At 53.9% G+C, this 11649-nt stretch carries 9 protein-coding genes; 2 read left to right on the forward strand and 7 right to left on the reverse strand.

Annotation, left to right across the window (positions count from 1 at the left end; all coding sequences use genetic code 11):
* Positions 1–236: 236 nt before the first annotated feature.
* The 5 genes from pqiC to rlmKL form a co-directional block, all read right to left on the reverse strand.
* Positions 237–794 (reverse strand): membrane integrity-associated transporter subunit PqiC, encoded by a 558-nt coding sequence (pqiC, locus tag ACUTSU_RS12020; RefSeq protein WP_153857289.1) that lies wholly within the window; start codon positions 792–794, stop codon positions 237–239.
* The gene (pqiB, locus tag ACUTSU_RS12025; RefSeq protein WP_445650206.1) at positions 791–2437 is read right to left on the reverse strand and encodes an intermembrane transport protein PqiB; all 1647 of its coding nucleotides are present in this window, start codon (positions 2435–2437) and stop codon (positions 791–793) included. The genes pqiC and pqiB overlap by 4 nt, the downstream gene beginning before the upstream one ends.
* Complete coding sequence (pqiA, locus tag ACUTSU_RS12030; RefSeq protein ID WP_445650250.1) at positions 2424–3737, reverse strand: membrane integrity-associated transporter subunit PqiA; 1314 nt, start codon at positions 3735–3737, stop codon at positions 2424–2426. The genes pqiB and pqiA overlap by 14 nt, the downstream gene beginning before the upstream one ends.
* 77 nt (positions 3738–3814) lie before the next feature.
* Positions 3815–5719 carry an ABC transporter ATP-binding protein gene (locus ACUTSU_RS12035; RefSeq protein ID WP_445654217.1) on the reverse strand — a complete coding sequence of 635 codons (1905 nt, stop codon included), beginning with the start codon at positions 5717–5719 and terminating at the stop codon, positions 3815–3817.
* 5 nt (positions 5720–5724) lie between these two features.
* A complete protein-coding gene (gene rlmKL, locus ACUTSU_RS12040; RefSeq protein ID WP_445654255.1) occupies positions 5725–7845 on the reverse strand; it encodes a bifunctional 23S rRNA (guanine(2069)-N(7))-methyltransferase RlmK/23S rRNA (guanine(2445)-N(2))-methyltransferase RlmL in 2121 nt (706 codons plus the stop codon).
* 103 nt (positions 7846–7948) lie between these two features.
* On the opposite strand from rlmKL, the gene ACUTSU_RS12045 reads away from it, so the two are divergent.
* Positions 7949–9052: a YcbX family protein gene (locus tag ACUTSU_RS12045; RefSeq protein WP_445650204.1), complete on the forward strand. Its 1104-nt coding sequence runs from the start codon at positions 7949–7951 to the stop codon at positions 9050–9052.
* Positions 9053–9057: 5 nt separating this feature from the next.
* On the opposite strand, the gene ACUTSU_RS12050 is transcribed toward ACUTSU_RS12045, so the two are convergent.
* Complete coding sequence (locus ACUTSU_RS12050) at positions 9058–9606, reverse strand: cell division protein ZapC (RefSeq protein ID WP_012006168.1); 549 nt, start codon at positions 9604–9606, stop codon at positions 9058–9060.
* A gap of 175 nt (positions 9607–9781) precedes the next feature.
* Entirely contained in the window at positions 9782–10792 is a 1011-nt protein-coding gene (gene pyrD / locus ACUTSU_RS12055; RefSeq protein WP_012006167.1) for a quinone-dependent dihydroorotate dehydrogenase, read from the reverse strand.
* 259 nt (positions 10793–11051) lie between these two features.
* On the opposite strand from pyrD, the gene ssuE reads away from it, so the two are divergent.
* Positions 11052–11630 carry an NADPH-dependent FMN reductase gene (gene ssuE, locus ACUTSU_RS12060; protein WP_445654218.1) on the forward strand — a complete coding sequence of 193 codons (579 nt, stop codon included), beginning with the start codon at positions 11052–11054 and terminating at the stop codon, positions 11628–11630.
* Positions 11631–11649 lie beyond the last annotated feature (19 nt).

Below are 11649 nucleotides of genomic sequence, written 5' to 3' on the forward strand. Positions count from 1 at the left end.
AAAACAATGGCTGCTTTTTGTGCAGCCACGTTTAAGCAATAGCGCTAAATGGAGCGAAAATCAATGCGCAAAATTCACGCCAATGTCATATTTGTGAGCTACGCACGCAGAATTTGCTAACTGACTGATAGATAGGAAGGAAGCTAACTTATTGAAATAAAATAAAAACCCCTTGCGACGAGAAAACCCAATATTTCTCGCCGAAAGGGGTTAGACCGATTTAGTACAAATTATTTCTAAAAACGACCAGCTTGCGTGGCAATATCCTGAGCTTCTTGTTGCCAGCCCTGTGCCAATGTCCGCACCAACGCATCATAGCCGTCTTCACCCTGTTTAAGCTCTAGGCTGAATGGACGTTTAGTCAGATTGCCCTGATGGTTCAGCACCCACTCGCCACGAATGATCGCCTTGCCGTCAAAGCGGCCGTGGAAACCACTGATGGTGACGTTGAGCACATCCTGATCGCTGCTCATCGGCTGCGAGGACACCACCCAACCCGGCAGCGCGCTGCTCAGGTTAGTGACCAGCGTCTGCTGCAACTGTTGATCCAGCGGGCTGGCCCACAGGTTATTCTGGGCAATCACATACTGCACGTCATTGGTCTGGTAAACCACACCGCTCTGTGCCAGGTAATCCGCCACGCTAACATGCTCCAGCCAAAGCTGGCGCGACGTCGTGCTACCGCTGACCTGTGCCGGCGAGCCCAACGCCGGCAATTGATAGTAGGTCTTCTGTGGTGTACTGCTACAGGCGCTGAGTAACAGCGCCAGGGCTACCGGGATCCATTTCATCATTTATTGGCCTTCTTCGGCTGAGGATCGTTACTGCCCGCGGCTTCAAATACCAGCGCGTTGCTCTTTTCGTTCAGGGTGCGCAGCACCGGCTGCAGTTCACGCAGCACCTGATCAAGACGTTGCATATCGCCGACCATCTTGTTGTAGGCCGGAGAGCCTGGCTGGAACCCTTTCATGCTGCGGTTCAGTTCCTGCAAGGTTTTCTGCATATCCTGTGGCAGTGCCTTCATCTCTCTGCTGGCGATAATATCATTCAGCGACTGCATGGTTTTCTGCGTCGTCTGCATGGTTTTCTGACTTTCAGCCAACGTTTTGGTCGCTTCATTGATCATCGGATTCAGCGGCATCGAGTTGATTTTATCCAGCGTCTGCATCAATTTCTGCTGGATCTGTGCCAGGCCACCGCTGGTGGTTGGCATCAGTCGATAACCAAACAGCTCACGTGGCCCTTTATAAGGTTTCTCTTGCGGATAGAAATCCAGATCGATATACAGCGAACCTGTTAGCAGGTTAGCGGATTTCAAAGAGGCACGCATGCCGCGCGACTCTGCGTCTTTCAAATGACTCTCAAAGTCGAAGTTGCCACCCAACTGTTTCTGGAAGCGATCCGGTTCGATGCGGATCAGCACCGGGATCCGGTAGTCGTTGTCCAGACGCTGTATCATCCCTTTTTTGTAGAACGGCACCTGGCCAACGGTACCCAGACGGATGCCACGGAATTCCACCGGCGCACCAGGCTGCAGCCCGCGAACCGAATCGGCGAAGAACAGCAGGTAGTCTTTATGCACGGTATACAGCGAATCCTGAATGCTGCGCTGGTTGTCGAACAGGTGGTACTCCGCTTTCGGTTGCGCCAGTTCACCGCGGTCCCACCCGTCCGGTACGTCAAAGCTGACGCCGCCGCTGAACAAGGTCGCCAACGAGCCCATTTCCACCCTCATTCCCTGTGCCGACATATCGAACGCCACACCGCTGTCTTTCCAGAAACGTACGTTACTGGTCACCAACTGATCGTAAGGTGCGGAGATAAATAATTGATAACGCATGGCACGCATCTTGGGATCAAAATAACTGGTTTCCACCGAGCCAACGCGATAACCACGGAACAACACCGGATCGCCGGCGTTCAACTGTCCGGATCTTTCGCTGTCCAGAACAATGCGTAACCCTTTAGCGTCAGGAGAGGCCAGAGGCGGCGCATCCAGCAATTGGTAGTCCTCCTTGCCTGCCTTGCCTTTAGTGCCCGGCTGCAGTTCGATATAGGCGCCGGAAAGCAGCGTCCCCAGACCGGAAACGCCCTCGCGACCAATTTGCGGCTTCACTACCCAGAAGGCAGAATCCTGGCGCAACAGCTTCTCCATGCCGGAGTTCAGACGCGCCTCGACCACCACCTTGCTCAAGTCTTCGCTCAGGGTCACCGTTTCCACCACCCCAACGTCAACGCTACGGCTTTTGATTTTGGTTTTACCCGCCTCCAGCCCTTCTGCGGTAGTGGTGACCAATGTGACCACCGGCCCCTGGTGGCTGAAATGGTAAAACAGGATCCAGGCGCCGATCAGTGCGGTGACAATCGGGATGATCCACACTGGTGACCAGCGCTTGATCTTCTCGACGTCCGCGACGCTATGATTATTTTCCGTCACCTTGCGGCTCCTTTTTTATTGTTTCGTTCACGCGATCCCAGGTTAATCGGGGATCAAAGGTCATAGCTGCAAACATAGTGAGAATCACCACCAGAGCGAACAGCAGTGCGCCAGTAGCAGGATAAATGCTCATCAATTGTCCCATCCGTACCAATGCCGAAAGCACGGCAATCACAAACACGTCGATCATTGACCAGCGGCCAACGAATTCAACCACCTCATAAATCAGATGCATTCGCTCACTGTCGGCCCGTGCCTTACCGGTACCGTTAGCGTCCCAACACAGCCAGCCAATCGCCAACATTTTTAGCGAAGGCACCATGATACTGGCGATGAAGATCACCATCGCTACCGGGTAAGATCCTTCTCCCCACAGCAGGATCACCCCGGCCATGATAGTAGAAGTCAGCTTGTTGCCCAGTGCCTCGGTAACCATAATCGGCATCAGGTTTGCCGGAATATACAGCAAGATAGAGGTAAGCAGCAGCGCCAACGTCCATTGCAGACTGTGCCGACGGCGCACATAACCACGGGAATGGCAGCGCGGACACTGGGTCAGTTCCGCCGGTAGAATAGCCGTGCAACACTGGCAGGAACGCAGCCCCTGACGCAGCCCGGTACGCCCGACTTCCATCGGACGATCAAGGTGCGGTGCGGGTTCAATGTCATTCCACAGCCAACGGCGATCGACACACTGGAAAGCACGCACCTGTAGCAGACAAAACAGGCAGTACGGCACAAAGCTGCTACCGACGCCGATATCACCATAAGCCATCAGCTTAACGAAGCTGACCAGTACCCCGGCCAGGAAAATCTCCACCATGCACCAGGTTTTAAACTGGAACAGCATTTTGGCCATCCACTCTTTCAAACCGGTGGGGATAGGCACCTTGGCGCACAGCACAATGATCGCCACCATGCAAAAGGCCGGGATCAGTTGAACAAACACCATAAACAGCGTGGCCATGCTGGCATAGTCTTCAGCCACCATCACCTGCGGGATTTGGATCAGTTTGATTTCGTTACCAAGGCCGGCAACGCGCATATTGATAAACGGGAAAATATTCGCCAGCAGCAGCATAAACAAGGCGCTGAGGGCGTAGCCGATTGGCCGCTTGCGCGGTTCCTCCCAGCGGGAACTGAGGGTAGTCTTACAACGCGGGCATACCGCTTTCGAACCATATGCCAGCGGCGGCAACGCCACCAGCATGTCGCACTGCGGGCACAGCATCAGATTGTCCTGTTGCTGTTTCGCGTGCGTTGCATGGCTGTGCTGCTCGTGATTCTCGTGGGAACACACCATAATCCTCCTTAATAACGTTGCTCACCGGTACGGCAATACCGCCCGCAGCAGCGCGTGGGCGGTATTCTCAACGGTTAGCCGTTTTTCATCGCTTCCAATTCTTCCCAACGGGCGAATGCCTCTTCCAGCGCCCCTTCGGCCGTGGCCAGTGCCGTCAGCACCTGTTGCGTTTCGCTGTGAGGACGAGTGAAGAAATCAGCATCGCTCATTTGCGCCTGCAGCGCCGTAATTTCTGCCTCCAGCTGTTCCAGGCGTTGCGGCAACTGCTCCAGCTCACGTAACAGGTTATAGCTCAGTTTAACCGCTGTTTTCTTTGGCTGTTCAGCCTTTTTTTCTGCCAAAGGCTTGTTCTGCTCGGCCGTGACCTGGCGGATCGGTTTTGCCGTAGCGCGTTGATGATGCGCGTCGTAATAACCGCCGACGAAGGTGCTGATCTCACCGTTGCCTTCAAAGATCCAGCACTCAGTTACAGAGTTATCAACAAACTGACGATCGTGGCTTACCAACATCACGGTGCCCTGGTAGCCGTCGATCAGCTCTTCCAGCAACTCCAGCGTTTCAACATCCAGGTCGTTGGTAGGTTCATCGAGGATCAATAAGTTACTAGGCTTCAGGAACAGCTTGGCCAGCAACAGACGATTACGCTCACCGCCCGACAAGGCTTTCACCGGCGTCATCGCCCGTTTAGGGTGGAACAGGAAGTCCTGCAGATAACCCAACACGTGACGGGAACGGCCATTGACCAGCACTTCCTGTTTACCTTCCGCCAGGTTGTCCATGACAGTGCGCTCCGGATCCAGATCCGCGCGGTGCTGGTCGAAGTAGGCCACTTCCAGCTTGGTACCGCAGTGCACGCGGCCACTGTCGGCTTTCAACTGGCTGAGCATCAGTTTCAGCAGCGTAGTTTTGCCGCAGCCGTTCGGGCCGACCAACGCAATTTTGTCGCCACGCTGTACCTGGGCGGAGAAATTACGGACCAACACTTTGCCGCCAACCTGATAGTTAACGTCTTCCATCTCAAACACGATTTTGCCGGAGCGAACCGCTTCTTCCACCTGCATTTTAGCTGTGCCCATCACTTCACGGCGTTCGGAACGCTCGTTACGCAATGCCTTCAGCGCACGAACGCGGCCTTCGTTACGGGTACGACGCGCCTTGATACCCTGACGGATCCACACTTCCTCCTGCGCCAGCTTGCGGTCGAATTCGGCGTTTTGCAGCTCTTCCACCCGCAGCGCTTCTTCTTTGCTCAGCAGGTATAAATCATAATTACCCGGCCAGGACACCAGCTTGCCGCGATCGAGATCGACAATGCGCGTCGCCATATTGCGGATAAATGAACGGTCGTGGGAAATAAACACGATGCTGCCCTGGAACTCTTTCAGGAAGCCTTCCAGCCAATCGATGGTTGAAATATCCAGGTGGTTGGTCGGTTCATCGAGCAACAGTACGCGCGGAGAGCTGACCAACGCACGACCCAGCGCCGCTTTACGCAGCCAGCCGCCGGAGAGCGAGGAAAGTTCCGCATCCCCATTCAGGCCCAACTGCAACAGCACTTCGCTGATGCGGCTATCCAGCTGCCACAGGCCCTGGTGATCGAGGATCTCCATAATCTGTGCCATGCGCGTCAGATTTTTTTCGCTTGGATCGGTTTCCACCAGATGCGAAATCGCGTGGTAGGCTTTCAGGTGTTCCGCCTGCTCGGCGACGCCTTCAGCCACGAAATCAAACACCGTACCGCCGATATTGCGTGGGGGATCCTGTTGCAGACGAGCCACAATCAGATCCTGCTCGTAAATAACCCGGCCGTCATCCAGCGGAATCTCTTTACCGAGGATCTTCAACAGCGTGGATTTACCGGCGCCATTGCGCCCAACCAGACAAACGCGTTCGTTGTCTTCAATATGAATTTCGGTGTTGTCTAAAAGGGGGGCATCGCTGAAAGACAGCCAGGCACCGGACATGCTAATTAACGACATAGTAATTATTTTCCTTCGCCGGCATGGGTAAGCAGCCAGCAGTTATGAATTTGACGGTTACGGGCAAAGTCCTGCGACTGCGTCTGGGCGGTAATTTCTTTCGCCTCCAGACCCAATGCGCTCAGGCCGGCCATATCCATCTGGAAACCGCGCTTGTTGTTCGAGAACATGATGGTCCCGTTACGACGCAGCAACCGTTTCAAATCTTGCATCAGCGCCAGGTGATCGCGCTGAACGTCAAAAGTGTTCTCCATTCGCTTGGAGTTGGAGAAGGTCGGCGGATCGATAAAGATCACGTCGAATTGTTCGTCGGCATTTTGCATCCATGACAAACAATCCGCATGGATCAATCTGTGCTGTTTGCCGGTCAAGCCGTTAACCCGCAGGTTTTTCTCTGCCCATTCCAGATAGGTGCGCGACATATCCACGGTAGTGGTGCTGTGCGCCCCACCCAGTCCGGCATGCACGCTGGCGGTACCGGTATAGGCAAACAGGTTGAGGAAGTCTTTGCCTTTGCTCATCTCGCCCAGCATGCGGCGGGCAATACGGTGGTCGAGGAACAGACCGGTATCGAGATAGTCGGTCAGGTTAACCCACAGCTTGGCGTTAAACTCTTCCACCAGCAGGAATTCGCCTTTCTGCGCCAGCTTTTCGTACTGGTTTTTGCCCTTCTGGCGCTCGCGGGTTTTCAGGATCAACTGGTTGGACGGCAATTCCAGCACCGCCAGCGTGGCGTTGATCACGTCGAACAGACGTTGACGCGCCTTCTGCGCATCAACGGTTTTCGGCGGTGCATATTCCTGCACCACGACTTTGCTGCCGTAGCGATCCACCGCCACGTTGTATTCCGGCAGGTCGGCATCGTACAGACGGTAGCACTCAATGCCCTGCTGTTTGGCCCACTTGTCGAGCTTCTTCAGGTTTTTGCGCAGACGGTTGGCAAAATCTTCCGCCACCTGCACGCCACCGGCACCCAATGGGTTTTCTGCCAGTTGGTAATTTTTCTGCACGCAGTCCAACGGACCATTTTTGGCCTTGAACTGACGCTCGGCACGCAGTTGCAGACAGCTCAACAGCTCCGGTGAGGCGCTGAACAGTGACAACTGCCAGCCACCAAAAGCGCTTTTCATGATACGACCCAGCATATTATGCAAGGCAATCAACGCCGGTTCGCTTTCCAGACGTTCACCGTACGGCGGGTTGCAGACCACAGTACCCGTAGGGCCTTCCGGCAGCGGGTTGGTCAGTTTGGCTACGTCGTTGACGTTAAAGGTAATCAGTTCGGCGACACCGGCACGACGGGCGTTGCCACGAGCCATTTCAATCACCCGGCGATCGATATCAGAGCCGAAGAAACGCGAGGTGGTTTCCTGCAGGCCACGACGAGCACGTACCTGCGCTTCGGTGATCACTTCACGCCACAGATCGACGTTGTGACCATTCCAAGCGGTAAAGCCCCAGTGTTGACGATGCAGGCCAGGTGCGCGATCGGAAGCAATCATCGCCGCCTCGATCAGCAAGGTGCCCGAGCCACACATGGGATCCAACATCGGCGTGCCTGGCTGCCAGCCGGAACGCTGCACAATCGCCGCTGCCAGGCTTTCTTTCAGCGGTGCCTGACCGGTCAGGTCACGATAGCCACGCTGGTGCAGGCCTTCACCGCTCAAATCAAGCGCTACGCTGGCCATATCGCGCTGCAGGAACACATTGACGCGAATGTCCGGCTGCTGCTTCGCCACCGTCGGGCGCTGTTCAATTTTGCGGGTAAAACTGTCGACAATGGCGTCTTTGACCTTCAGTGCGCCATATTGGCTGTTGCGGATCTCTTCGTTAACGCCACTGAAGTGAACGGCGAAAGTTTTATCCACACCAAAAATGCTCGTCCAGTCGATCGCCTGTACGCCCAGGTACAAATCCAGATCGCTGTGTACGCGGAATTCATTCAACGGCAGCAAAATACGTGAGGCCAAACGGCTCCACAGCAAGCTTTGGTACAGAAGACGATCGTCACCCTGAAAATGTACCCCACCCTGTACCACTTTACAGGCGTGAGCGCCCAGCGCTTCGAGTTCGCTTTTTAACAGTTCTTCCAGTCCACGCGCCGTGCTGGCAAACAGAGAGTTCATATCGTACTTATCACCAAAAAGAAAATTGTTGCGCATTATAGCTAATCCAGACCGCTTGTCATAAAGTTGCTCCCTTCTATTTACTAATCGCGCGGAGACAAGGGTGATTACGCTAGCCAAACTTTACGTTCATCCGGTTAAATCGCTTCGGGGTTTGCAGCTTTCTCACGCCCAGGTTTCCAGTAGTGGCCTGGCTTTCGATCGCACTTTTATGATCACCGAGCCGGATGGCACCTTTATTACTGCGCGGCAATATCCGCAGATGGTGTTATTCACTCCGGCACTGCTGGCAGACGGCCTGTTCCTGACTGCACCGGACGGAGAAAGTGCCGCTATCCGCTTTAGCGATTTCGCCGCCGAAGCGCAACCGACCGAAGTCTGGGGCAACCATTTCACTGCCCTGATCGCACCGCAGGCGATTAATAGCTGGCTGAGTGGCTATTTCCAGCGTGAAGTGCAATTGCGTTGGCTTGGCCCGGAGCTGACCCGCCGCGTTAAAAAACACCCGGAAATCCCGCTGTCCTTCGCCGACGGTTATCCCTACCTGTTAATTAACCAAGCCTCGTTCAACGACCTGCAACAGCGCTGCCCCGGCAGCATCAAGCTGGAACAGTTTCGTCCGAATCTGGTGGTGACCGGCGCTGGCGCCTGGGCAGAAGATGGCTGGCAGGTGATCCGCGTCGGTGACGTGATGTTTGACCTGGTGAAACCTTGCAGCCGCTGCGTGCTGACCACCGTCAGTACTGAACGTGGACGCAAACATCCGAGTGGTGAACCGCTGAGTACCTTGCAAAAATTCCGCACCGCCGATAATGGCGATGTCGATTTTGGCCAGAATATGGTGGCGCGCAACACCGGCATTATCCGCGTTGGCGATGCAGTTGAAGTGTTATCCACCAAGCCGCCACGCCCTTATGGCGCAGGTAAAGTGGTGGAAAGCGTGCAGGCACCACAGGACAGTACGCAGAGCGTCACTATTGACTACGCGGGAACGGTGTTTACCGGCAACAATCAGCAGATATTACTGGAGCAGTTGGAACAGCAAGGGCTTCGCGTGCCTTATTCATGCCGTGCGGGAATTTGCGGAAGCTGTCGTATTACTTTGGTCAATGGCGAAGTGGCACCGCTGAAGAAAAGTGCGGTGGCCAACAATGGCACCATTCTTTGCTGCAGCTGTATTCCCAAAAGCGATCTGACGCTGGCGTAATTGCCTTACATCGCCCTGTCGTAAGCCGGGGCTGAGGCTTCATCTTGCGCGCAAGGTTTAAGGCGATCGTGCATCACTTTGATGGCATCGCCCAGCACCATGGTACGGCCGGCCAGTGAAAGCTGATTTTGAGCCAGCAGGCACAGGCTGGCGTTATCGCCGGCTTCCACCACTAGCAAGCGGGCTTCAATGCCGCTTTCCATCACTTTTACCGCCGCCAGTTCGCCGTTCTTCGGCTGCAACGGATAATGCTGCTGAGAAAAATGCCAGCTCTTCGGCATCAGCGGTTTCAGGAAGCGATAAGCCACCAGGGCATTTAATACCAGTTCAGCACGCTGCTCATGGCTAAGCTTTATCTGTTTGCACTGCTCTTCATAATTAAAATAAAGTGCGGCGTCATCGACACAGAAAGAGCATTCATCGAAGGCATCCGGGGTTAACATTTTGGCAGGGAAACGCGAGCGAAAGATCATCCCATTAGCTAAATCCAGCATTAGCCGATCGTGTTCAGCGTCAAAATACCAACGCCAATTATCGTCAGGTTTTATCTTCATCTCTTATCCTTCTCGCTGCCCATGCCACGCAATATTTACCCTAAAAGGTGATTTTATCACCATTAAAGTCGCTTAAACATCGGATAATTCCGCGAACGATATTTATGCTAGTGAACAAAATATAGACGAGCCGGGGGAAGAAATAAACCCCCGGCGGAAAATGAAAGGAAAAATATTAGATGTAGTTAACGATATCTTTAATCAGGCGCGGACCTTTGAAGATAAATCCGGAATAAATTTGTACCAGCGAAGCCCCTGCAGCCATTTTTTCCCGCGCCGCCATCAGGGAATCAATTCCGCCAACGCCGATAATCGGCAAGCGGCCTTGCAGCTCCAGTGACAGACGGCGGATCACTTCGGTGCTGCTCGCCTGCAGCGGACGACCACTCAGGCCCCCCATTTGCTCACAATAATTCAGCCCCTGGATCAATTTACGATCCAGCGTGGTATTGGTCGCGATCACGCCATCTATATTATGGCGTACCAGGCTGTCGGCTATTTGGATCAATTCCTCTTCAGAAAGATCCGGCGCGATCTTTACTGCCACCGGCACATATTTGTGATGACGTTCATGTAATTCCTGCTGCTTATTTTTAATCGCGGCCAGAAGATCGTCCAAAGCTTCGCCATACTGTAGGGATCGTAATCCTGGGGTATTAGGTGACGAAATGTTAATCGCGATATAACCGGCATACGGATAAACCTTATCCATACAGATTAGATAATCGTCTTTTCCTTGCTCAACCGGGGTGTCTTTATTCTTGCCGATATTAATCCCAAGAATGCCGCCGAAATGGGATTTCTTAACGTTTTCAACCAGATTATCCACGCCCTGGTTATTAAAGCCCATGCGATTGATCAGGCCTTCGGCTTCTACAATGCGGAACAGACGCGGTTTGTCGTTGCCCGACTGTGGGCGCGGCGTTACGGTGCCGACTTCGACAAAACCAAAGCCCATGGCACCAAACGCATCGATACACTCGCCGTCTTTATCCAGACCGGCGGCCAAGCCCAATGGGTTTTTAAAAGAGAGCCCCATGCAGCTTACCGGCTTGGTCGGCACAGACTGACGAATAAGGAATTCTAACGGGGTGCCGGTGACACGGCGAAGCTGTTGAAAAGTCAATTCATGCGCACGCTCGGGATCGAGCTGGAACAACGCTTTTCTGATGAGGGGGTAGTACATGTACTCTCCTGATTTCCCGGTTGCAAACCGGGGGCGTATTATCCGGTATCCCCTGACCAATTGGAATTGATTAAAAGCAAAAAAAACGTTTTTTACGCAATCGTTTTCCCCCGCATAGGCTCAAACCGCCGCCAATCCGCATTTGCGCATAACAAAATCGAAAAATGAGATTTAAGTAACCCACCTTATTGCTGATAGGTTTAAAACACTTCTTGAAAATTTTCTGATCAAACCTAACTTTTAGTTATAAGGAGTGGTAATGCGCGTTATATCACTGGCTGGCAGTCCACGCATCCCATCACGCTCGGCAGCACTGCTTTCTCTAAGTAAAAACTGGTTGCAGCAGCAAGGCGTGGAGGTGATCTCCTACACCCTTCACGATTTTGATGCCGAAGACTTGCTGTATGCCAATTTTAACAGCCCGGCGATCAAAGCCTTTACCGAGCAACTGGCACAGGCAGATGGCCTGCTGGTCTCGACACCGGTGTATAAGGCTTCGTTTTCCGGGGCGCTGAAGACCCTGCTGGATCTGCTGCCGGAGCGTGCGCTGGACCACAAGGTAGTATTACCGCTAGCCACCGGCGGCTCCATTGGCCATATGTTGGCGGTGGACTATGCCCTCAAGCCGGTTCTGGCGGCGCTGAAAGCGCAGGAAGTGCTGCACGGGGTATTTGCCGATAACAGTCAGGTGGTGCTGGACGGCGAAGAAGTCACCCTGGCCGAGAATCTGGCTGCCCGGCTGGAAGAAGCCCTGGAAAGCTTTTATCTGGCATTGGGCCGCCGCAAGCCGCCAAGAGCCAAGCTCTCACCCTCTCTGTTTGCCCGCCAAACCGCCTGACGGCGCAGTATATAAGGAA

This window comes from Serratia sp. NA_13 (assembly GCF_052691735.1).

Excerpts from the sequence above, each read along its gene's own strand:
- ACUTSU_RS12035 (WP_445654217.1), bottom strand. The coding sequence starts at position 5,719 with ATGTCGTTAATTAGCATGTCCGGTGCCTGGCTGTCTTTCAGCGATGCC.
- rlmKL (WP_445654255.1), bottom strand. The coding sequence starts at position 7,845 with ATGAACTCTCTGTTTGCCAGCACGGCGCGTGGACTGGAAGAACTGTTA.
- ACUTSU_RS12050 (WP_012006168.1), bottom strand. The coding sequence starts at position 9,606 with ATGAAGATAAAACCTGACGATAATTGGCGTTGGTATTTTGACGCTGAA.
- ssuE (WP_445654218.1), top strand. The coding sequence starts at position 11,052 with ATGCGCGTTATATCACTGGCTGGCAGTCCACGCATCCCATCACGCTCG.
- pyrD (WP_012006167.1), bottom strand. The coding sequence starts at position 10,792 with ATGTACTACCCCCTCATCAGAAAAGCGTTGTTCCAGCTCGATCCCGAG.
- pqiC (WP_153857289.1), bottom strand. The coding sequence starts at position 794 with ATGATGAAATGGATCCCGGTAGCCCTGGCGCTGTTACTCAGCGCCTGT.